Source organism: Psychrobacillus sp. NPDC096426, from assembly GCF_044762745.1.
In the GTDB taxonomy this organism is placed as follows: Bacteria; Bacillota; Bacilli; order Bacillales_A; family Planococcaceae; genus Psychrobacillus.
In genome coordinates, this window is sequence record NZ_JBIWEX010000012.1 from 77,785 (window position 1) to 101,515 (window position 23,731).

21 protein-coding genes are annotated in these 23,731 nt (G+C 37.6%); 2 read left to right on the forward strand and 19 right to left on the reverse strand.

Annotated features, from left to right (window positions below; translation table 11 throughout):
• Nucleotides 1-5: 5 nt before the first annotated feature.
• The 4 genes from ACIQYS_RS11900 to ACIQYS_RS11915 form a co-directional block, all read right to left on the reverse strand.
• Complete coding sequence (locus ACIQYS_RS11900; protein WP_402979679.1) at nt 6-767, reverse strand: ABC transporter ATP-binding protein; 762 nt, start codon at nt 765-767, stop codon at nt 6-8.
• A 225-nt stretch (nt 768-992) separates the two neighbouring features.
• Complete coding sequence (locus ACIQYS_RS11905; RefSeq protein WP_402979682.1) at nt 993-2,258, reverse strand: HAMP domain-containing sensor histidine kinase; 1,266 nt, start codon at nt 2,256-2,258, stop codon at nt 993-995.
• A complete protein-coding gene (locus ACIQYS_RS11910) occupies nt 2,255-2,944 on the reverse strand; it encodes a response regulator transcription factor (RefSeq protein WP_402979685.1) in 690 nt (229 codons plus the stop codon). The genes ACIQYS_RS11905 and ACIQYS_RS11910 overlap by 4 nt, the downstream gene beginning before the upstream one ends.
• A gap of 408 nt (nt 2,945-3,352) precedes the next feature.
• Nucleotides 3,353-4,225, reverse strand: coding sequence for a YitT family protein (locus ACIQYS_RS11915; protein ID WP_402979688.1), 873 nt, complete (start codon nt 4,223-4,225; stop codon nt 3,353-3,355).
• Between the two features lie 189 nt (nt 4,226-4,414).
• Here ACIQYS_RS11915 and ACIQYS_RS11920 point away from each other — a divergent pair, with 189 nt between their 5' ends.
• On the forward strand, nt 4,415-4,855 hold the full coding sequence (locus ACIQYS_RS11920) for a YtoQ family protein (RefSeq protein WP_402979691.1): 441 nt from the start codon (nt 4,415-4,417) through the stop codon (nt 4,853-4,855).
• A 76-nt stretch (nt 4,856-4,931) separates the two neighbouring features.
• Here the strand turns inward: ACIQYS_RS11920 and ACIQYS_RS11925 are convergent, their stop codons facing one another.
• A complete protein-coding gene (locus tag ACIQYS_RS11925; RefSeq protein ID WP_402979694.1) occupies nt 4,932-5,894 on the reverse strand; it encodes a tRNA dihydrouridine synthase in 963 nt (320 codons plus the stop codon).
• A 396-nt stretch (nt 5,895-6,290) separates the two neighbouring features.
• Here ACIQYS_RS11925 and ACIQYS_RS11930 point away from each other — a divergent pair, with 396 nt between their 5' ends.
• The gene (locus ACIQYS_RS11930) at nt 6,291-7,988 is read left to right on the forward strand and encodes a M3 family oligoendopeptidase (protein WP_402979697.1); all 1,698 of its coding nucleotides are present in this window, start codon (nt 6,291-6,293) and stop codon (nt 7,986-7,988) included.
• A 343-nt stretch (nt 7,989-8,331) separates the two neighbouring features.
• Here the strand turns inward: ACIQYS_RS11930 and ACIQYS_RS11935 are convergent, their stop codons facing one another.
• From ACIQYS_RS11935 to ligA, 14 genes are all read right to left on the reverse strand, one after another.
• Entirely contained in the window at nt 8,332-8,841 is a 510-nt protein-coding gene (locus ACIQYS_RS11935; protein WP_402979700.1) for a YfiT family bacillithiol transferase, read from the reverse strand.
• Nucleotides 8,842-9,146: 305 nt separating this feature from the next.
• Entirely contained in the window at nt 9,147-9,887 is a 741-nt protein-coding gene (locus ACIQYS_RS11940; RefSeq protein WP_402979703.1) for an SDR family NAD(P)-dependent oxidoreductase, read from the reverse strand.
• Between the two features lie 236 nt (nt 9,888-10,123).
• Nucleotides 10,124-11,485 carry a 23S rRNA (uracil(1939)-C(5))-methyltransferase RlmD gene (gene rlmD / locus ACIQYS_RS11945; RefSeq protein ID WP_402979706.1) on the reverse strand — a complete coding sequence of 454 codons (1,362 nt, stop codon included), beginning with the start codon at nt 11,483-11,485 and terminating at the stop codon, nt 10,124-10,126.
• A gap of 201 nt (nt 11,486-11,686) precedes the next feature.
• Nucleotides 11,687-12,391, reverse strand: coding sequence for a YjjG family noncanonical pyrimidine nucleotidase (locus ACIQYS_RS11950; RefSeq protein WP_402979709.1), 705 nt, complete (start codon nt 12,389-12,391; stop codon nt 11,687-11,689).
• A gap of 75 nt (nt 12,392-12,466) precedes the next feature.
• Complete coding sequence (cydS, locus tag ACIQYS_RS11955; protein WP_402979712.1) at nt 12,467-12,571, reverse strand: cytochrome bd oxidase small subunit CydS family protein; 105 nt, start codon at nt 12,569-12,571, stop codon at nt 12,467-12,469.
• An 11-nt stretch (nt 12,572-12,582) separates the two neighbouring features.
• On the reverse strand, nt 12,583-13,608 hold the full coding sequence (locus ACIQYS_RS11960) for a cytochrome d ubiquinol oxidase subunit II (RefSeq protein WP_402979715.1): 1,026 nt from the start codon (nt 13,606-13,608) through the stop codon (nt 12,583-12,585).
• Nucleotides 13,605-14,951: a cytochrome ubiquinol oxidase subunit I gene (locus tag ACIQYS_RS11965; protein WP_402979718.1), complete on the reverse strand. Its 1,347-nt coding sequence runs from the start codon at nt 14,949-14,951 to the stop codon at nt 13,605-13,607. The genes ACIQYS_RS11960 and ACIQYS_RS11965 overlap by 4 nt, the downstream gene beginning before the upstream one ends.
• Before the next feature lie 224 nt (nt 14,952-15,175).
• A complete protein-coding gene (locus ACIQYS_RS11970) occupies nt 15,176-16,090 on the reverse strand; it encodes a diacylglycerol kinase (protein ID WP_402979721.1) in 915 nt (304 codons plus the stop codon).
• A 124-nt stretch (nt 16,091-16,214) separates the two neighbouring features.
• Nucleotides 16,215-16,778, reverse strand: a complete 564-nt coding sequence (locus tag ACIQYS_RS11975; RefSeq protein ID WP_402979725.1) for a thioredoxin family protein — start codon at nt 16,776-16,778, stop codon at nt 16,215-16,217.
• A gap of 494 nt (nt 16,779-17,272) precedes the next feature.
• Nucleotides 17,273-18,700 carry an Asp-tRNA(Asn)/Glu-tRNA(Gln) amidotransferase subunit GatB gene (gene gatB / locus ACIQYS_RS11980; protein ID WP_402979729.1) on the reverse strand — a complete coding sequence of 476 codons (1,428 nt, stop codon included), beginning with the start codon at nt 18,698-18,700 and terminating at the stop codon, nt 17,273-17,275.
• A gap of 1 nt (nt 18,701) precedes the next feature.
• The gene (gene gatA, locus ACIQYS_RS11985) at nt 18,702-20,165 is read right to left on the reverse strand and encodes an Asp-tRNA(Asn)/Glu-tRNA(Gln) amidotransferase subunit GatA (RefSeq protein ID WP_402979732.1); all 1,464 of its coding nucleotides are present in this window, start codon (nt 20,163-20,165) and stop codon (nt 18,702-18,704) included.
• Between the two features lie 21 nt (nt 20,166-20,186).
• Nucleotides 20,187-20,477, reverse strand: a complete 291-nt coding sequence (gene gatC / locus ACIQYS_RS11990) for an Asp-tRNA(Asn)/Glu-tRNA(Gln) amidotransferase subunit GatC (RefSeq protein WP_402979735.1) — start codon at nt 20,475-20,477, stop codon at nt 20,187-20,189.
• Nucleotides 20,478-20,571: 94 nt separating this feature from the next.
• Complete coding sequence (locus tag ACIQYS_RS11995) at nt 20,572-21,708, reverse strand: CamS family sex pheromone protein (RefSeq protein ID WP_402979738.1); 1,137 nt, start codon at nt 21,706-21,708, stop codon at nt 20,572-20,574.
• A gap of 13 nt (nt 21,709-21,721) precedes the next feature.
• Nucleotides 21,722-23,725 carry an NAD-dependent DNA ligase LigA gene (ligA, locus tag ACIQYS_RS12000; RefSeq protein WP_402979741.1) on the reverse strand — a complete coding sequence of 668 codons (2,004 nt, stop codon included), beginning with the start codon at nt 23,723-23,725 and terminating at the stop codon, nt 21,722-21,724.
• Between the last annotated feature and the right edge of the window lie 6 nt (nt 23,726-23,731).

The following is a 23,731-nucleotide window of genomic DNA, read 5'->3' on the forward strand; positions in this document are numbered from 1 at the left end:
TCACCTTACCACCCCATTTCTGCTAGGAAATGTTGGAGCTTTTCATGCCGTTCGATATTCTTTTGTTCACTGTATACACTTAACTGCAAATCACCACAAATGACACCATCTCGCAAATATAAAATTCGATTTCCGCGCAATGCTGTTTTCATATCATGAGTGACCATGACAATACTTTGCCCATTTCGATTTACATTTGTTAATACATCTAACACACTATCACTAGATGCAGAGTTTAATGCACCGGTTGGTTCATCTGCGAATAGTATTCTCGGACTGTTAATCAATGCACGAACAATTCCAACTCGCTGTGCCTCACCACCGGAAAGTTGTGTCGGAAATTTAGACCATGTGTTTTCATTGATCCCCACCTGAATTAATAATTCTTTCGCTTTTTGTACGAGCTCACGCTTATTCTTATTTACTAAAAGACCACTTGCCAGTACATTATCGAGTACGCTCATATTATCTAGTAAATATATTTGTTGAAACACAAAGCCACAATTGTTTCTTCTAAATATCGCTAGTTGATCATTGTTTAATTTAGCTAAATTTTTTCCAGCAAAATCGATTTCACCTAATGTTGGTTTATCCATGCCACTAATTGCGTAAAGTAGAGTGGATTTCCCAGATCCTGAACTACCCATTATGATGGTAAAATCCCCTTCAACTAAACTGATATCTACATTTTTCAAAACATGTTGCTGAATTCCACCGCTCGAAAAGGTTTTACATAGCTTCTCCGTCTTAATAATTGTCTTTGTCATGTTTTTTTAGCACTCTCCCTTTATTAAGCTCCTGTTTGTATTTTTAACTTTAGAAAAACACAACTCGGCCAAAATAGGTCGAGTTGATGTCTTTTATGCGGATATCTATGAAAACTTATACATTCCTATCCGCCAAAGAAAAAAGACCGTAATGAAGATTACAGTCTTATCATACAAAATGAATTCTTATTAAATCTTTGTGCAATTCTTAACTAATTCTTAAATTTATGCAAGCTTGATTTTCAAGACTACAGTAAACCCATCTTTTAGGTTGTAACAGTTAATTTGGCCATACATATTTTCCATGAAGTACTTCGATATATATAGACCAAGGCCTGAACCATTCTTGCCATCGACATTTTTCCCTCGATAATATTTATTAAATAGTAGAGGTAATTCTTCTTCACTAATTCCAGATCCGAAGTCTATAATGTGGAGTTCAAGGTACCCCTGATTGATTTGAGACTTAATAGTGATCTTTGTTCCGGCATATTTATATGAATTACTGATAATATTATCTATTACCTGCTGCATACGTACGGGATCCGTTAAAATAATACATTGTGGAATTAAATCATAGACGATTTGATGATCATAATTGACATTCTCAATCATATCAACAAGTACTTCGCTCGATTCTTCGGATACCGTTAATTTTAACTGTTGGAGCTCTTCTAAAGTGGCGTGAAACATATCCGTAACAAGTAAGTTAATTTGCTCTGCTTTCGTATAGATAGTATTCACTTGCTTAATCACCTTCTCGTCTTTTGCCTGCATAAGCATTAATTCGCTAACCGCTTTGATTGAAGCGACAGGCGTCTTAATATCATGACTTAATGTGGCAACAAGCTCTTTCTTACTACGGTTAGATTCATACTCTCTTTGACGTGCACACCCTAGTTCTTCACGTAATAAATCAAAACTTTCCGTGAACGCACCAAAGTAATTGTTCTTGTCCATATTTAAAGGTATGTCTAAATTGCCCCTAGCCACATTTGCTGCGAAATTTCGAAGCTGCTGAAACGGTCTCAATAACGTTCTATATAGATAAATAATATAAAGAATACTAATAATCATTAATAAACCAAATATCAAACTGATAGATGTGACTAGTTCACTTTTCATTTGTTCCACTATTTCTTGTTCGTTATTACGGATAATTATTTTCCCTACAATTTCGTTATTTTGCTTAAGATCTATTAATGTATCTCTATTTTTTATGGAATCAAATAAATTGTTAAAATGATTGTCTGGTGTTTGGTAAATCACGTTTTCTAATTGATCTATGATAGAAAATGGTTGTTTTATGTCGCTGTTGTGAAAAGTTTCTTCACTAACTTTTCCCCAATTTTTTTCGGCAGTTTTAACCACATCATTTATGGCTACAAGATCCACTTCTGAAATATTTTTATTGCTAATAATCATTATTGAAAAAGTAATTCCTGCAGCAAAAACAGCCAAAATCATGACAATTAGCAGTTTTATTCTCATTGGTTGGTATCCTCTAAAACATATCCTGTTCCCCACACAGTTTTTATATATTGCGGTTCCTTTGGATTACGTTCAATTTTCTCACGTAAATGTCGAATATGTACATTTAGGGTACCATCACCTACAAAGGAATCTCCCCATACATTTTGAAACAATTCATCTTTTGTGATGATACGGTTTTTATTTTTCGCCAAATATGACAGAAGTTTATATTCCATTGTCTTTAGTTGAATATCAATACCATTTACTCGAACACGATGAAGTTTCGTATCAATTTGGATCTGTCCAAACTCTAAAACTTCTTGTTGGTTGCTAGAACCACTGCCATATCTTTTAAGTACTGCTTTTACTTTTGCTAGTAAAATACTTAGTGTATATGGCTTTTGTATGTAATCGTCGCCACCTATGTTAAGCGCAATTAGCACGTCGTCATCGCTAGAACGAGCACTTATAAATAGAATCGGAATCTGCGTTGTTTTACGCAATTTTTTACATAAATCAAACCCCGAATCATCCCCAAGATTGATGTCTAGAAGAATCAATGATGGTTCATGTTCCTCCAAAAAACGTTCGCATCCTTGCGCGCTTGTCACAAATTCCGTTTTGACTTCAAACATATTAAAGTATTCACAAGTTGTTTCAGCTAGAGCAATCTCATCATCAACAATTAAACAATCTAATTTCATCGTATATCTCCTAGAAAAAGATTATCCCGCTTTGATCAGATGCGCCTTAGCGTAAGCTTTCACTTCATTCAGTCAGGGTTTGGACCCACAAAAATTGAGAACCTTTTGCATTAATCTCCCCACTTATAGAAGTGGGAAACTTCTGTACCTGTCGCAAACTCTCGGTACAAAAAACCATTTGCTGAATGAAGTTAACAGGATATCTTCAGTATACATTAGATTTGATAAGTAGGTGTAAAGTCTAACCCACAAAAAAAAACGGCTCTCGTCTTGCACGAGACTGACCGTTTCATATAGCTTGACTATTTGTAATTTATAATTCAGGCTTTTTGTTCCAGTAGTACCACCGTTTCTACATGTTTGGAGTGTATGTGACAACATTGGGTACTGTTGGGTTTATGTTCAGGATTAATGAATATCTCGCTTTGTGAAACTACCACCTTTAACTTCTGCTACGTCATAGACCGTAATAAAGGCATTTGCGTCAATTTCATTAATAATTTCTTTCATTTTACTTTCTTCCAAACGGTTGATTACACAAGTGATTTCCTTTAAACGATCATTTGAATAACCGCCGTAAACATCATTATATGTTGCTCCACGACCTAATCTAACGCGAATTGTTTCAATCATTAATTCGTGTTGATTTGTGATAATTTTAAAGGTTTTAGAGCCACTTAAACCTTCTTCAACAATGTGAATTACTTTAGAAGCAATAAAGTAAGCGATTGCTGAAAGAATAGCCCCTTGTAGACCAAATACTGTTGAAACAACAATAAAGACAAACATATTTAAGAATAATATTAAATCACTTGTCCCAAAAGGCAATTTTTTAGAAAGTAATACAGCTAACATATCAATTCCATCTATTGCGCCACCATTACGCAATGCTAACCCCATACCAAAACCAATGATAATACCACCAACAACAGTAACTAACAACGTATCACCATGAATAATCGTTGGTACCTTATGCATAACGGTAGTACCGGCTGCTAGTGATGCAATGCCAATAACCGAATAAACAGCAAAACTTTTACCAATTTGCTTGTATCCTAACCAAACAAAAGGAAGGTTAATAACTGCAATTAGAAGGCCTAATGGCAATCCAAATAGTTGTGAGCCCACGATACTTAAACCTGTCACTCCACCATCTGAAACGTTGTTTGGGATTAATACTGCTTCTAGGCCATACGCCGCAATAAGAGCACCAATAATAATCAATAATACTTTTGAAAGTATCTTCAGTTTATTTGGTTTTTGTTTTGTAATTTTATTCATTTATCTTCCCCGTTTCAAACTAATTTCTTTTTTGATACTTATGTATTTTTTTGTTCATACCGCTTTAAAAGTATAGCTTATTCAACTAAAAAATGGAAATAAAAAGTGTCCTTTTTGGTGCTCGCTTTGAAAACTTCATTAATATTAGATACAATATAATTACAGTCAAATAATATTGGAGGAATTAGAATGGAACTTATTGTTTATTTAGCAGGTCAAATTCATGATGATTGGAGAGAAGAAGTTGCACAAAAAGCAAAGGCAAAAGATCTTCCTCTTCATTTTGTAGCCCCGCAAACAAACCATGATCGTTCAGACAATATCGGCGAAGAAATTCAAGGAAAACAGCCATCTAATCTTTATAAAGATGATGCAGCATCAGATATTAATAATTTCAGAACACAAGTCTTAATGCAGAAAGCAGATATCGTTATAGCTTTATTCGGTGAAAAATATAAACAATGGAATACAGCAATGGACGCCAGCATGGCCATTGCCATGAACAAGCCGACGATTATCATTAGACCTGAATCATTAATTCACCCATTAAAAGAGCTTTCAAACAAAGCAAATGTAACCGTAGCAACCGTTGATCAAGCGATAGATGTGATCAGTTATATTTTTGATTGATATCAAAATGAATAAAAACAGTGAGTTTGAATCTTTACTCACTGTTTTTTATCATTCTACTATTTTCCCCATCCCATTAACTTTCTTTTCCAAAGTTATCGAGCATTGCCCGCACTTCATCTGTTGATTTCGTGTTCATCAATTGATTTCTTAATTCACCAGCTCCACGAAATCCTTTGACATAAATTTTGAAAAAGCGATGAAGCCCTGTGATTGACCGTGGTAGTAGCTCCGCATATTGATCTTGAAGATCAAGTTGCAATCTTAAAAGATCAAGGTATTCTTTACTGCTATGTTCTTTTGGCTCTTTTTCGAAAGCAAAAGGATTTTTAAAAATACCTCGCCCGATCATAACGCCATCAATACCATATTTCTCAGCAAGCTTTAGCCCAGTTTCACGGTCAGGAATATCACCGTTAATTGTTAAAAGTGTATTGGGTGCGATACGGTCACGTAATTTTTTGATTTCCGGAATTAGCTCCCAATGCGCATCTACTTGGCTCATTTCTTTTCTTGTACGTAAATGAATAGAAAGGTTCGCAATATCCTGTTCTAAAATATGCGTTAGCCACTCCTCCCACTCATTTACATCGTTATAGCCAAGTCGTGTTTTCACGCTGACAGGCAGTCCACCCGCTTTTGCTGCTTGAATAAGCTCTGCCGCAACTTCAGGACGCAAGATAAGGCCACTACCTTTCCCTCTCGTTGCTACATTTGGTACAGGACAGCCCATATTAATATCGATGCCTTTAAATCCTAGCTCTGCCATGCCAATACTCATTTGACGGAAATATTCGGGATTATCCCCCCAAATATGTGCCACCATTGGCTGTTCATCTTCTGTAAAAATCAAACGGCCGCGCACACTTTTCATGCCCTCTGGATGACAATAGCTATCCGAGTTTGTAAACTCTGTGAAAAATACATCCGGTCTACCGGCTTTACTTACTACGTGACGAAAAACAACATCTGTTACATCTTCCATTGGTGCAAGTACAAAAAATGGTCGCGGTAAATCACGCCAAAAATTATCTATCATATTAAAATCCAAATCCTCTCATTACTATTACTTCGTTTTTGATGATGAAGCTTTCTTTAAAACATTCCTAAAGAAGCTCGGTTCACCTTCACTATAAACTCTAAATATGCATAGCTCTACGGTATAGACTAATCTGCGCGGACTCTCATATTCCTTAAAATAATTATACAACTAAATTATTTTAGTTCCAACCATGTAGTGTATGTGGCAACACATGGGCCGTTTGGTGAGTTTATACTTGTTTTATAAAGCTATATCCCGTTAAAAAAGCAGATTCTATCATCTTCCATTAATGCCCATTGTTGATATTTTTGAAAAAACTAGATCTAATAACTAGAAACCTATAATATAATTATTAAGATAATTAAAATAATTTGAAGGGGAGGAGAGTTATCTATGACACAAGATATAAGTCATAAATATTATAAAGAATTAATTGATTTACAAGATGTAGAAGGGGTCGAAGCTCAGATTCGAAGTTTACTTGATGTTCCCATTGAATCCATTTCAGACCTAGAAAAGTGGTTAACAGATGAAAAAGATTTAATGATTAAAATCAAGGAGGCGATGACAGGTCACGAAGTCGACTTCTACCGAAACACAGAGGATGCGGACATTAAGTCAACTTATCTTTACGATCAGCAAGTCATTCAACCACTTTTAATGAAATATGAAGCAAAATTGAATGAGAAATGCTGTGAGTCGTCTTATATAAATCAATTAGATGAAAACCGTTTCGGCTTAATGCGACGCGTTCGTGAGTCCAAAATTAAACTGTTCCGAGAAGAAAACATTCCATTGTTTGTAAAAGAACAAGAACTCTGTACTAAGTATAGTGAAATTATGGGTGGACTAACAGTTGAATGGGAAGGGGAGGAAAAGCCTTTTCCATTTATCGAATCCCAACTCGATAACCTAGACAGAGCCGTGCGAGAAAAAGCTTATCACGCAATGATATCAGCCTATCGTCAAATTAAGTTCGAGATGGATGCCATTATGGATGAGCTCGTTCAACTACGTCATCAAATTGCTTTAAATGCAGGCTTTGAAAATTATCGTGATTATATGTTTGTGGCCAAAAATCGTGAGTATAGCATCCAAGATTGTTATGACTTTCATGAAAATGTAGAGAAACATATTATTCCAGCTTGGAATCGACTCGCAGAGGTTTTTAAGTCCAAGCTTGGTGTCGATACTTATCGCCCTTGGGATAACACTGCTAAACTCTTGAAAAATCCACCATACTCCGAGGTGTCTACTCTTATGGATGGCGTTTCTGAGATGTTAGGGAAAACCGACCCATATTTTGCAGACCGTTTCGATTATATGAGAGAGCATGGGTTACTTGATCTTGGAGATCGGAAAGGGAAAAGCCCAGGTGGTTTCTGTACCACCTTACCCGTTTCCGAGGATACCTTTGTTTTTGCGAACTTTAGTCCATCCTTTTTCTCTCTTATCGCATTAATTCATGAAATGGGCCATGCGGTAAATGCGTACCTCGAGTTTTCGGAGCACGGTCCTTTGGAAGAATACCAACATCGAAGTGAAGTTGCTGAACTGTATTCTCATGGGATGGAATTGCTCTTATTGGATAAGCTGGATCGATTTTATCCAGAAGAAGAAGAATTTAAAAGCGCACAGCGGGAAGAGCTGAGACGGGCATTTACAATGTTATTCGGCCCATTGTCAGCGGACCTCTTCCAACATTGGATGTATACGAATCCAAAACACACTGCCAAAGAGCGTGATGAAAAATTCTTTGAAATCTCAAAACGTTATGGCCTAAACCCTGTCGATACTTCCGGGCTTGAGGATGCAATTGGGATGAGTTGGGTAGGTACCCTTCATTATTTCCAAGTTCCTTTCTATATGATTGAATACTCCATCTCCATGCTTGGTGCTCTAGAAATACTTGAGAATTATCGAAACAACCCGGAGCAAGCTGTCGAATCCTTTAAAAAAGGTGCAAGTACGGACTACAATCAATCCATCGCAGCTATTTATAAAGAAACTGGGGTCAGTTTTGATTTTTCAGAGCCGGCCGTTAAGCGAATGGGTGAATTCCTCGAAAAAGTCATTCAAGACATTCATTAACGAAGTGGGTGCACAGGGACGGTTTTTAGTCGTGGACAATCGGTATGGAAAGAAAGCCTGTCCTGACAATTTCCGTCCTATTGAGAAAGAGCTAACTCAAGCATTATTAGATGACGCTAATACACCATACTTTTCAACTTTTTCGGGCTACTACAGAGAAGCTATTAAACTATATTAGCTCGATTTCATAAGACAACAGTAAGAGCAGACGGCCAATTAGAGGTGCATTTTTGCACTTCCAAACCGTCTGCTTTTTATGTTTCATCAAATATTTAGTTGAATAAAACGATTTATTTATAAAAATAGCTTATCGAACCTCGATAAGCCACTTCTATATATTATATCATTTTGATAATGCAATTTTTATATGGGCTAAGTGATGCTCTTCGTGCCAAGCTAATTTTGCAACTTTTGTTGCCACTGTAATTTTACCGTTTGTTTGATGAGTAAATACTCGTTCTAATTGTTCTTCAGTTAAACTATTTCCTAAAGAAACGATACGTTCATTTATACCTTCTAACATTTTAATAGAACTCTCTACAGGAAGCTCTGTATCTGGTTGAATAGCCCACTTTTCTTCGTTAAAAGCTGGTACTGTTGGATTGTCATCTGTTAAAGCTAATTTTAAACGTTGATACATATTCAACTGAGAATCTACAATGTGGTGCACAAGCTGACGAATAGTCCAGGCACCTTCACGATACGTTTTGCTTAATTCCTCATCACTTAATGAGTCGACAATTTCTCTCAGTCGAATTGTGTAAGTCTCAATTTCCTTTAACCATTCTTGAATATTTTCAAATTTTACTTTTTCAGGAACTTGTAATTTTCCAATTGGGTATCTTGCATCCATTTTCAAACCCCTTTTCCCTATTCTGTATTTATTGTTATTCGGTATTAACAATTAATATATCAATCGGATCAGTTGTTGTAAACCTTAGTTAACTGAATAATTAGGAATAATCCATCATTTCAACCCAAAAGATTGAATCCCTTTATTTGGAATTCACTCTTTTTATTTCTACACTAACTCTAACTTGATACACTTCAATTTATAATTAATTCTGGTATAAGCCTGGTATTTCAATAAAACAAAAGTCTACGCTATAAAAAAGCCGACTCATCACAAAGTATGTGACAAATCGACTGTTACAAACTTTAGAACTTCGCTGTTAAGCCACCATCAATAACAAACTCCGAACCTGTAGAATAGCTTGCATCTTCTGCTAAGAATAATACTAATTTTGATACTTCTTCAGGTTGAGCTCCGCGTTTTAGTGGGATATGTTCTCCAAGTTGATCAACACTATCCGCAACATCTTCTTGCACAACCATAGGAGTTAAAATTAAACCTGGATGAATTGAGTTTACTCGAATCCCGTATTGTGCCAGTTCAAGTGCAACTGTTTTTGTCATTCCACGGACAGCAAATTTCGACGCATCATACGCCACCATGTTTGGATTTCCTCTTAAGCCGTCTACTGAGGAAATGTTAATAATTGAACCGCCAGATGTCTTCTTCATGGAAGGAATAACTGCTTTCATCCCTAAAAATACACCGACTTGGTTAATATCAATCACTTTTCGATATTCTGCTTCTGTTGTCTCTTCAATTGGTTTACTAATGACAATTCCCGCATTATTGACTAATACATTAATTGGACCAAATATCGCTTCAGTTTCTTCCACAACCGATGACCATTCCTCTTCAGATGTCACGTCATGTTTGAAAAATACAGCGCTGCCACCTAACTCCATTGCTAAGGCTTGTCCTGCATCAACAAGGACGTCCGTGATAACTACTTTTGCTCCTTCCTCAACAAATGCTCTAGCATGTGCAGCCCCTTGTCCACGAGATCCTCCCGTAATTAGTACAACTTTTCCACTGAATTTTCCCATTACATTCATCCCCTAGTTAAAAGTTAGCAAAAAACTTACTACACTACACTCTATTCACTAGAAAATAAAATATACTAGGGTTTAGAGAATAGTAACTCATTGCAATGAAATAAATATAGAAATCTCTTCTCTAAATGCATTACTTAAACAAACATAGCATCAATATATAACCACAAAAAAGCTGCGTCGCAAAATCCTATTACAATCAGATTTACGACACAGCTACTTTTACTTTATTAAACCAATTCCAACCACGCCACCGCTTCAACATGCGTCGTCTGTGGAAACATATCCACTGGCTGAATTTCTTTTGTCTTATAACCACCATTTTCTAGAATACGAAGATCACGTGCAAGTGTCGCTGGGTTACAAGAGACATAAACTACTCGTTTTGGACGTTGCTCAATGATTGTCGTTAGTAAAGCTTCGTCGCAGCCTTTTCTAGGTGGATCAACTACTAATACATCGGCTTTTTTACCTTCTTTGTACCATTTTGGAATGATTTCTTCTGCAGGACCTGCCTCGAAATATGTGTTGGAAAATCCATTCAACTCAGCATTTCGTTTCGCATCTTCAATTGCTTGCGGAACGATTTCTACACCTAACACTTGTTTTGCTTGTTGTGCAAGGAATAATGAAATTGTACCGATTCCGCAATATGCATCAATTACCGTTTCATCACCGGAAAGCTGTGCATAATCGAGCGCTTGCTTGTAAAGTACTTCTGTTTGCACTGGATTCACTTGATAGAAAGATCGAGCTGAGATTTCAAAACGCACGTCTCCAATTAAATCTTCGATAACTCCTTTACCCCAAACGACATTTGTTTCATCTCCGAAAATCACATTTGTGTTTCGGGCGTTCACATTTTGAATAATGGAAGTAACATTCGGTTCTACTTCACGGATTAGCTCAATTATAGTTTCTTTTTTTGAAAGCTTCGCATGTCTTGTCACAAGTACGACCATCACTTCACCAGTTGCTCGCCCTTTTCGAACGACTAAATGGCGTAATTGACCTTTTTTTGTTTCCTCATTGTATGGGATTAAATCTAGCTCTAAAGCTTTTTCTTTAACAGCTCTTAGCAAACGGTCTGCTTCGTCGCTTTGGATTAAACAAGTATTTGTATCTGCAATACGATGAGATTTGGATTGATAAAATCCAGCGAGTACTTGTCCATCTTCCAAGGCAAATGGTATTTGAGATTTGTTACGGTATTCCCATGGTTTCTCCATCCCTTTAACTGGAAGGACAGGAGCATCTATTTTTCCAATACGCTTCATCACATTTCGGACCATATTTTCTTTCCACGCAAGTTGTCCTTCATACGATAAATGCTGTAATTGACAGCCTCCGCATTCTCCGAATACAGGGCATGGTGCATCTACTCGAAATGGAGATGGTTCAACAATTTTCGTTAGTTTAGCGAAGCCATAGTTTTTCAATGTTTTTAAAACATGGACTTCCACTGTTTCATTCGGCAATCCGCCCTGGATAAATAGCGGGTAGCCATCGACTTTTGCTACTCCTGCTCCGTCATGTGTTAAATCTTCTATATGGACTGTTAACTGTTCATTCTTTTTTACTGGTGTATTCAAATTATTTCTCCGTTCTTGTTTTGATTGATTTATTATACCAAAATTATGACCGAAAAATCATTATTCCTACTAAAGCTGTTATTTTTACAACTAACCAATGAAAGATTACAACTAAATACTCCAAAATTACAACTAAACAACCTATCTCTCCAACTATCCGCCAATGCGTAAAAAAAGAACCCTAATGTCAGGTTCTCCAAATTATTTAGTTTCCACTATTTCCGTATTTACTATTTCCACCAACTGATCCCATGTTTGAATTTCGTAAGTTGGTTGGATCATTGTTACATTCTGTTTCACATGCGGATTAAACCAACAAGTGTCAATACCAAAATTATTCCCACCATGAATATCCGATGAAAGGGAATCACCAATCATCAATACTCGAGATTTATCTGTTACTTGAAGTTTGTCCAAGAGGTGTTCAAAAATCTCTATCTGAGGCTTTTGAAAACCAGCTTCCTCCGAAGTAACAATTACCTCAAACAAATCTCTCAAAGAAGATCCACCTATTCTTGCATGCTGTGCAATTGTAAACCCATTTGTTAAAACTGCAAATCTACAGCCAGAAAGATTCGCAAACATTTCTTCTACGCCTTCAATTATATGTACTTCTTTTCCTAAATTCTCTATGTATTGATGACCAAATATTTCCGCATTTATATCTAACGCTTCCTGCAAAAATAAACGTTTAAATCGTTCTACTTTTAACTCTGCTAAGTTGGTTCGACCTTGTTCCAAATCATCCCATAAAACATTACAAATCGCTTTATAGCTAGCAAAATAATCATTAAACCCATTAGGTAAACCATATTCCGTAAATAAACGATGAAGTGCATTTTTCTCAGTCATTCCAAAATCAAACAGTGTATCGTCCAAATCAAATATTAATACGTCATACCTCATTCTTTTCTCATCCTTCCACTAACAATATTATTTCCATTTTACCACATATTAAAAAGAACCTCGGATTTCCGAGGTTCATTTATCCCTAACTGCTCCATCTTTTGAAGCTGCCCAAAATGCTACCACAATTGCTAAAATCAGAACAATAAAAGGTGCGTAAAAGATTAAAAAGTTTGTCATGCTGCTCCTCCTTATGCGTGGTTGTCTTTTTTGCCCCGAACATACTCTTTATTGAATAAAAATAGACGTAACAATAAATAAAGAGATGGTATCAATAACGCAAATCCTGCGATAAATGCAATAATGAGCGCAATCGCCATGGCTTCATTCGTAAAGCTATCGTAAATCGTTAAGTATGGATAAAGTAAATACGGACGATGTGCAAAACCATAAGCGAAAAATGCGATGAGAAATTGTCCACTTAGTAGTCCGAACGCCAATCCATAATTTCTTTTTTTAACTAACAGTCTAACCGTTCCTAGAAACAATAAAAACGATAGTCCAAACGCCCACCAAATGTCCATCATATTATCGTAGTGCTCCGGATTATGTGAGCGAAGTTCAACCATAATCCCTGCCGCAGTAATGATCGTCGGCAATGCCCAAATGAGCGCGTATTTTCTCATTAACTTTGTTGCATCTCGATCTCCTGCTTTATTTGCATACCATGTTAAAAATACGGCTGAAATATAGAGAACAGCTGAAAGACTAAGTACAACAATCGCCCAAGTCAATGGACTTGTAAATAATGCGTAGTAATCGAGTGAGGGTGAACCATCCACCATATCAATGAAACCACCTTCAGAAATTGTTAGTACAATCGACAATGCTGCCGGTATAAACAATCCAGCTAATCCGTACATAAACGAATACCCTTTATGTCCTCGAGAGCCATACGTCTCAAAAGCGTAATAAGAACCACGAACGGCAAGTAAAATAATCCCGATACTAGCCGGAACTAGTAATGTCGTCCCATAATAAAATGCCGTCTTCGGAAAAAATCCAACAATCCCTACAAAGAAAAATACAAGAAATACATTCGTTACTTCCCAAACTGGGGATAAATAACGTTGGATTATATTCGTCAAAATATGCTGTCTTCCGGTTAGTAAGCTGTATGCATTAAAAAAACCTGCTCCAAAGTCGATAGAGGCTACGATTAAATAACCAAATAAAAACATCCATAGAACCGTAATACCAATGATTTCTAATGTCATGAAATGTCAGCCCCCTTTTCAGCATGACGATCTTCCAACTCTTGTTCTACTGGATTCCGCTTAAACATACGAGTCAATACAACAATACTTCCGATCCCAAGTACTAAATATAGCCCGGAAAATAAGATTAACATTTTATCTACATGCCCACTAGTCGTGGCAGCATCTTCTACACGCATCAAGCCTCTTAGTATCCATGGCTGTCTACCCACTTCTGCAAGCCACCATCCCGTTTCAATTGCTAATATAGTAAGTGGTCCACCTAAAACGATTAACCAGCGAAACAGTTTAGATTCTACTAACTTCCATTTCATCTGTGTTCCTAACCAATACGCCGCCGACAGTATAGTCATCCATGTACCAATCGTCACCATCGCGTTAAATAAATAATGAATATATAATGGTGGAACTTCATCTTCTGGAAACTGGTCTAGGCCAATTACTTCTGCGGTTGGATTTGAATGCGCAAGAATGCTTAAAGCAAACGGAATTTTAAAGGCATATTTCACTTCGCCATCATCCAACACACCATACAATATAAGCGGCGCGTTTCTTTCTGTTTCAAAATGCCATTCAGCAGCTGCTAGTTTTTCCGGCTGATACTCGGCTAAATATTTTCCCGAGAAATCCCCAATAATGGCTGCAGCAATAGAAAATACAAGCCCGATCTTCATCGTTAAAAAAAGTGCTTTTTTATGATATACATGATTCGAACCTTTTAATAATCGGAAAGCGGCGATTGCTGCCAACACAAATGCTGCAGTCATATAAGCCGTTACAACAACATGCGCAACCTTCGTAGGCATTGCTGGGTTGAACATGGCAATTAACGGACGAATATTCACTAGCTCGCCGTTCACTACATCGAACCCTTGAGGAGCGTTCATGAAAGCATTCACAATAGTTATAAATACTGCTGAAGCCGAAGCCCCAATCGCTACTGGAATAAGTAATAATAAATGCTTCTTCTGGTTCTCAAATCGATCCCATGTGTACAAATAAATGCCTAGAAAAATGGCTTCAAAAAAGAATGCAAATGTCTCCATAAATAATGGAAGTGCAATGACATTTCCAGCTAACTCCATAAAGTTTGGCCATAGAAGTGAGAGTTGCATCCCAATAGCAGTTCCCGTGACAACACCTACTGCAACTGTTATTACAAAACCTCTTGCCCATCTTCTAGCAAGTAATATGTAGTGCTCGTCATTCTTTTTAATCCCTATCCATTGGGCAATCATAATCATGAGCGGAACACCGACCCCAATGGTTGCATAAATAATATGAAAAGATAAGGTCAATTCAGTTAACACTCGACTATAAAAAACCGCTTCTTCATTTCCCATACATTATCCCTCCTTAGCTCCCGAAAATTCTCCCTACTATTGATAGCGCCATGATTCCTGCAACAATAAATGCGAGCCATATCAAATATTTTTCTTGTTTTTTATACATGCACATCACTTCCTTTGCTCTATTTTACCCCTAAAATAGATTGTTCTAACATCGTCTTTCAAAAAATAAAAGTAAAGAAAAACCCAGCATTCTATTTTGAATGCTGGGTCTAGTTTCACGGTCTGTCTTGTTCACGAATTTCATCAATCGGAACAAAAACCTCTATATGTCGATATAAATTTTGGAATGTTGCTGGAATGTTGCCACCATATTCACCGTCTAAGTTAAGGAGCACTTTTTCCTCTGAAGTCACTTTTATTTGCCTTGCCTTTTTGTAAATAACATGTGGATCCTCTAAGTGATCTCCACGGATCGCCAGCGACGCTAAACGGATAAACTCTGCCATATTAACTTTTTTCAAAATTAATAATGAAAAATTACCGTCATTCACACTGGAGTTAGGAGCCAGTTTTTCAAAGCCTCCAACTGAGTTCGTCAGTCCAACTAAGAACATCATCGCTTCATCTTCAAACACTTCATCATCATATTCAATCCGAACTTTCGTAGCATTAATCGATGGAAGCATTTCTATACCTTTTAAATAGTAAGCCAGTTGACCAAGCACTGTTTTTAGCTTACTCGGCACTTCGTATGTCAACTCGGTAATACGTCCGCCACCGGCAATATTTATAAAGTAACGCTCATTATTCACAAGTCCAACATCCACAGGTATCGTATCACCTTTTATAATGATTTCCACCGCTTTTTGAATATCTCTTGGAATATGCAAAGCTCTTGCAAAATCATTTGTCGTCCCCATAGGAATAAGCCCTATTTTAGGTCGTTTTTTAGTTTCACTTACACCGGCTACCACTTCGTTTAGTGTGCCATCTCCACCTGCAGCTATGATTAGGTCGAAGCCATTTTCTACTGCTTTTTTCGCAGCGGAAGTTGCGTCTCCTTCCCCAGTAGTCGCATGGCAAGAGGTTTCATATCCTGCAATTTCTAAAGACTCTAATACATCTGGTAGATGCTTTTTAAAAAGTTCTCTCCCCGAAGTTGGATTATAAATGATTCTTGCACGTTTCATACAGATTTCCTTTCTGCTTCACAATTCTTTCTAGTCATAAAGACTACCCGACTAAAGAAAAGGTTTCATTCCAAATTACTAAAAGAGCCGACTTATGCCGGCCCCGCTCTTTAGTTCTTTTTTTTTATTTTTGGAGCGCTTGTAACCAGTTATTTCTTATGTCTTCGTAAACCGCTAAATGGAAATCTTTATTGTCGGTAAACTCTTTACTCATTTGTGCATAAAATGCTTTTTGCACTTCTTCGAATGTAGGATCTTCTTTGTCTGGGAATTTCGCTCTACCTTCCATTACAAATTGTTGTACTTTTTCAGCACGCGGTCCCCATTTGGAAATGACTTCTCCGTTGCTGTTTAACAATAAATAAACAGGAATTGAGCGTCCACCATTCGTTAAGTATTGATCCATCAAATCAAGGTTTTCATCTCGATATACTGCTCGTACTTCAAGGCTAGCTGCTTCGGCAATTCTGCGCACTATTGCATTATTCATCATTGCATCACCACACCAGTCTTCTGTAATAGCGAGTACATGTGGTGCTTTTTCTTTTAATAATTCGATAAATTCATCATCCGCAGGAACTTCGAATTGATCATAAATACTAAAAGACTCTTCTTTTTTTGTGTTCATATCATCCATATATTGTGTAAGTGTTTTTGCATTTTCAAAGTATTGTTGTTCTGTAGGCATTCAAAATTACCCCCTTTTTACTTTAGTATACTTCGTTCTGCTAGCTAATACAAATAAGTGAGCTAACAAAATTTAGGGTAATATTTCGTTACAAAAATAATGATTGACTTTATATTAATAATCCGCCATAAATAGATTCCGCTACAGGGAGGACGCTTTCCGCGGGCGTTGCCTCAGCCTCCTCGTCGCAAGCTCCTGCGAGATCTTCGTTTAGATAGTGAGCTCCGATTGGTTGGAGCAGAAGGCGGCGACTCCTGTGGGATGAGTGAGACAGATGTGCCATCGCAAGCGAACGCGTAGCGTCGGTGATGGCACATCGCTCACCCCACGGAAAGCTTCCGCCCTGAAGCGGAAATCCAAGCGGATACTATGTTATGACATACTATCTCTATATTACCGCTCAATTTTTGCTGTATGGAGAAAGTCACCACATACAAAGGAAAATTCCCAAGCAACAATAAAAGGATGACCCTAGAGAGTCATCCTTTTAGTTATTATCTTTTTACGATTTCTTCATTTAAGATTTTATTGACAAGTGGTGGGTTCGCTTGTCCTTTTGTTGCTTTCATAATTTGACCGACTAAGAAGCCAATTGCACGGTCTTTCCCGTTTTTAAAGTCTTCAATCGATTGTGGATTTGCATCAAGTGTAGCTGTGACAATTTCACGAAGTGCGCCTTCGTCTGAAATTTGTACTAAGCCTTTAGCTTTTACAACTTCTGCAGCGTCTCCGCCGTTATCCGCAAGTTCTTTAAACACTTTTTTCGCGATTTTCGATGAAATCGTGCCATCGGAAATTAGCTTGATCATCCCTGCAAGATTAGATGGTGTCAGTTTAACGTCTTTTAATTCTTTTTGATCCGCATTTAAGTATGCAGAAACTTCACCCATTAACCAGTTTGAAGCAAGCTTCGCATCAGCTCCAAGGGCAATTGTTTCTTCAAAGAAATCAGACATTTCTTTTGTTAATGTTAATACCATTGCATCGTATGCTGGAAGTCCAAGTTCTTCGATGTAACGTTTTTTACGAGCATCTGGAAGTTCCGGGATTTCTGCACGCACTCGTTCTAACCATGCGTCATCAATCACGATGTCTACTAAATCCGGTTCTGGGAAATAGCGATAGTCATCTGTTCCTTCTTTGACACGCATTAGAATTGTTTTACCAGTTTTCTCATCATAACGACGAGTTTCTTGCTCGATTATTCCACCTGAAGAAAGTACTTCTGCTTGGCGAATTTCCTCGTGCTCTAAACCTTTACGTACAAAGCTGAAAGAGTTTAAGTTCTTTAACTCTGCTTTCGTACCAAATTCCTCTTGACCGTATGGACGTAACGAAATGTTCGCATCGCAACGCAGTGAACCTTCTTCCATTTTACAGTCGGAAACATCTGTATATTGGATAATTGATTTTAATTTTTCAAGATATGCGTATGCTTCTTCTGGTGTACGAATGTCTGGCTCCGATACGATTTCTACTAAAGGAGTACCTTGACGGTTGAAGTCTACTAACGAGTAGCCATCTGCATGTGATAATTTACCAGCATCTTCTTCCATATGAAGACGAGTAATCCCGATACGTTTTGTCTCTCCGTTTACTTCAATTTCAATCCAACCATTTTTACCAATTGGCTTATCGAATTGAGAAATTTGATAAGCTTTCGGATTGTCAGGGTAGAAATAGTTTTTACGATCAAACTTTGTATGTTGTTCAATTTCCATATTTAACGCAAGCGCTGCACGCATAGCAAAATCTACTACATTTTTGTTTACCACAGGAAGTACACCAGGGTAACCAAGATCAATTACGGTTGTATTTGTATTTGGTTCAGCGCCAAAGTGATTCGGTGCTGCAGAGAAGATTTTAGAGTTCGTTTTTAACTCTACGTGTACTTCTAATCCAATAACTGTTTCAAAGTTCATATTATTTTCCCTCCCAAATTTGAGGAGTTTGTTTATGGAAATCTGTCGCTTGCTCATACGCATGAGCTACGCGATAAATTGTTGACTCATCAAAATAATTCCCGATAATTTGTAATCCTAGAGGCATTCCATCTTCGAACCCACATGGAATCGAGATTGCTGGTACACCTGCTAAGTTAATCGGAATCGTTAAAATATCGTTTGCATACATCGTTAATGGATCTTCTACAATTTCACCAATTTTAAATGCTGGCGTAGGTGCAGTTGGTCCAATAATGACATCATAATCAGCTAGCACTTTATCATAATCTTCTTTGATCAGCGTACGAACTTGTTGTGCTTTTTTATAGTAAGCATCGTAAGTTCCAGCACTTAATGAATAAGTCCCGAGCATAATACGACGTTTTACTTCGTCACCGAAACCTTGTGCACGCGTTTCTTTATATAGATCCATTAAGTTTTCAACATTTTCCGCACGGAAACCATAACGTATCCCATCGAAACGAGAAAGGTTAGAAGAAGCTTCTGAAGAAGAAAGGATATAGTATGTCGCTAAAGCATATTTAGAATGTGGTAATGATACCTCTTCCCAAGTTGCTCCAAGAGATTCTAGTACTTTCAATGCAGCCATAACGGATTCACGAGCTGCTTCGCCAACACCTTCTCCTAAGTATTCTTTCGGAACAGCGATACGTAAACCTTTAATATCTCCAGTTAAAGCGGCTGCAAAGTTTGGTACTTCTACATCTGCTGAAGTAGAGTCAAGTGGATCTAGTCCTGAAATTGCTTCTAGTAGTAAAGCATTGTCTTCTACATTGCGTGTAATCGGACCAATTTGGTCTAAGGAAGAAGCAAATGCAACTAGTCCAGAACGAGAAACACGTCCGTATGTAGGCTTCATCCCAACAACACCACAATAAGCTGCTGGTTGACGGATAGAACCTCCAGTATCAGAACCTAGTGAGAATGGTACTTCTCCTGCGGCTACTGCTGCTGCAGATGCACCTGAGGACCCACCTGGTACTCTATCTAAAGCCCATGGGTTTTTCGTCGTTTTATACGCTGAGTTTTCATTGGAAGAACCCATCGCAAATTCATCCATGTTTAACTTTCCAATTGTAACCATTCCTGCTGCGCGTAACTTTTTCACAACAGTAGCATCATAAATTGGGTTGAACCCTTTTAATATTTTACTAGCACAAGTTGTTTCTAATCCTTCTGTTACGATATTGTCTTTTACTCCGATTGGCAAACCAAATAAAGGTCCACGCTCTTCAAAAGGTACTTGATCTAATTCTGCAGCTGTTGCTGTTGCTTTTTCTTTATTTAATGCTAAGAAAGCTTCTACATCGCCATCTAGTTTTTCTACACGTTCAAAAGCTTCTTTTGTTAAATCCGAAATCGAAACTTCTTTGCTATGTACAAGTTCTTGTAGTTCTTTCGCCGAACGTTCAAATAACGTCATTAGTTTCCCTCCTTACAATGATTAATCCATAATAGCTGGTACTTTTACTTGACCTGCTTCTTGTTCTTTTACATTTAACATCATCGTCTCACGGTCGAGTCCTTTAGTTGCTACGTCTTCACGTAGAACATTTACTAAAGGTAGTACATGTGTCGTTGGTTCTACATTTGTTGTGTCCAATTCTTTTAATTGCTCAGCAAATTCCGAAATTGCACCTAGTTGAAGCGCAAACTTTTCCGCTTCTTCTTCCGTAATTGCAAGACGTGCTAGATGTGCAACATGTTTAACTTCTTCTTTTGATAATTCCGCCATTTTTCACACCTCCGAATTCAATAACCATAGGCAACATCATACCATTTTTCACTCTGCTTGAACAGAGTGACACATTTTAGAACGAGTAAACTATTTAATGTGCATATATATGCACAAATGGTTCCTCTTCACCGGGTTTCTTAATGAGTAACGCTTCTGCCCCATTCAATGAGTTTACTTGCACTTCAACATTCATCGAAGAATTAAAACGTTCTTTTACTAGTCCTGCGAGATGTTGTGTAAACCCAATCACCTCCGAAGTACCATAAAACTGAATGGGAATCGTAATCGTCCATTTTTGCAGTTGCTTGTCTTTAAAATAACCGGTTCCAATTACGCCTGTATAATTCGAAAAATAGGTTTCTACATCTTGTTTGAAGTTTCGAAAAATCGTATCTAAATCACGATATTTTTCTTCCGATGCTGCTGTAGGGAATAGAATATATTCTTCATCGATCGGTTTCCAATCAGAAACGTTCTTACCCGCAGGAGCCGTACTATAAGTGAAATATGTTCCAGGAACAACCGCATTTCTGCTATTTTGTTTAAAAAGACCTACAACAATCGGAACGTCTGCTAATCCTTCTATTTGACGCATACGATTTACAACTTCTTCTGCAATTTTTTTCCCATTTTCTTCGATTTGAGCTTGTGATAACTGTTCTTCATAAGTTGCCCCGTACGCTTCTTTTTGATAATAATAAATAGAATTTAACGCAAGTCCTACAGAAACTCCTGCAAGCTTTACTGTATTCCCTTCCTTTATCAAGTAGTTTTGTTCCACAATATGCGTTATATAAACGGGAGCATTTTTTGCTTTCTCTTCACCAGTAAGCCCTTCATCACTTGGATTTAAACCATCCTTTGTTTGATTGCTTCTTGCCAACCAAGAACTGATTGTACTACCTTTTAAATATTGACCTTCTTGGAATAAATACTTATCCGGTGAAAACTGATTTTGAGAAACACGGAGAAGACCAGTCTCTACTTCTTTCATATCATATTTTGTCGCTAAATTAGATACAACTAGTCCTCTACTTGCGCTTTCTTCATAAGGCAAAATAGTACGATAGTATTTTTCATCTAATTGTAAACTTGGAATAATTACTGTTTTTGTAGCTTTCTCTTCTGTATTTTGAATAACGTCTGTTTCGTTTTTCAGAGAAGGAGTACACCCAGAAACGATTAGCATTAACACGAGCATCGCTATGCTTATTATTTTTTTGTTCATGTTTTGAACCCCTTTAATCCGCTAAATGATCTAATAATTTTTGTTCATCCCAAACTTCAATGCCAAGACTAGTTGCTTTTTCTAACTTAGATCCCGCCTCTTCTCCTGCTATCACTAAATCTGTTTTTTTACTTACACTTCCTGCAACCTTTCCACCAAGCGCTTCAATTTTTTCTTTCGCTTCTGGTCGAGTCAACTGTAACAGTTTTCCAGTGAGTACAATTGTTTTATTAGCAAATGGACTATCTTCTAGTAAGGACATATCTACAATTTTACCAGTATACTGTAGTGCTAATCCCGCCTCTTTTAATCGTACGATTAGCTGTTGTACTTCTTCTTGCTCGAAATAAGTAACAAGTGAGTCCGCCATCTTGTCACCGATTTCAAAGATTACGGTTAACTCTTCTTTTGTAGCATTCATAAGTGCATCGAAATGATGGAATGTTTCCGCTAGTATTTTCGCAGCTTTTTCTCCAATATGGCGAATGCCAAGTCCAAATAATACCCGTTCCATCGAATTCGTTTTAGAAGCCTCGATTGCTGCTACTAAATTCGTTGCAGATTTTTGTCCCATTCTTTCTAGCTTTACTAAATCTTCTATCGTCAACTTATACAAATCCGAAACATCTCTTATGAGCTGTTCTCTAAATAACTGCTCTACAACTTTTTCCCCGAGCCCTTCGATGTTCATCGCATTGCGAGATGCAAAATGGTAAATACCTTCTTGAATTTGCGCAGGGCATTGTGGATTTACACAACGTAGTGCTACTTCTTCTTCAATTCTTATTAAGTCGCTTTCACATACTGGGCAATGTGTCGGCATTTCATATGGTATTTCCGTACCGTTTCTTTCTTCTAAAATGACCGATACTACTTCCGGAATTATGTCTCCTGCTTTTCGAATAATCACGCGGTCACCTATGCGGATATCTTTTTCCCGAATTAAATCTTCATTATGAAGGGTTGCCCGTTGAACGGTTGAACCCGCTACTAGCGCTGGCTCTAATATAGCAGTGGGTGTTACTACCCCCGTACGACCAACCGTTAAGTCGATATCTAGTATCGTTGTGACAACTTCCTCTGCCGGAAATTTATAGGCGATAGCAAAGCGCGGGCTTTTTGCTGTGAAACCTAATTCCTCTTGTTGGGCATAATCATTAACTTTAATAACAATACCATCGATTTCATAAGGAAGGTCATTTCTTTTTGCAGTCCATTCCTCGACAAATGCAAGCACCTCTTCAATAGAAGCACATTCTCTCGTTTCTTTATTCGTCGGTAAACCTTGCGCTTTCATAAACATCAATGCTTCGGAGTGTTTCTCAACATTTTGTTCCTCACCATCTCCGCCCATGCCGTATATGAACATGGACAAGTTTCTACTCGCAGCCATTTTTGGATCTAACTGACGAAGTGATCCAGCAGCAGCATTACGGGGATTGGCAAGAAGTTCCTCCCCGCGCTTTTTTCGCTCCTCGTTTAGCTTCATAAAAGAAGATTTCGGCATATATGCTTCTCCTCTTGCTTCTAGCGTCACGCTATCTTTTAAACGAAGTGGAATAGAACGGATTGTTTTAATATTACTCGTAATGTCTTCTCCAGTTGTGCCGTCACCACGGGTAGCGCCCCTTACTAAACGTCCCTCTTCATAAAGAAGAGAAACCGCTAAACCATCAATTTTCAGTTCACATACATACGTTGGAATTTCATCGATAATACCTTGTATGCGTCGATCAAAATCGCGTAAATCTGCTTCGTTAAATGCATTAGAAAGACTGAGCATTGGGTTTGTATGCGTAACTTTTTGAAACCCTTCACTAACTACTGCCCCTACACGTTGCGTTGGAGAGTCGGGCAATATTAAATTTGGATTTTGCTCCTCTAAAGCAATTAATTCGTGCAAATATTGATCATATACCGCGTCTGGAACAATTGGATCATCTAGCACGTAGTATGCGTATCCGTAGTCGTATAGAAGCTTGTGAAGCTCTTTTACTCTTTCTTCTAATTTATCCATGGGGTT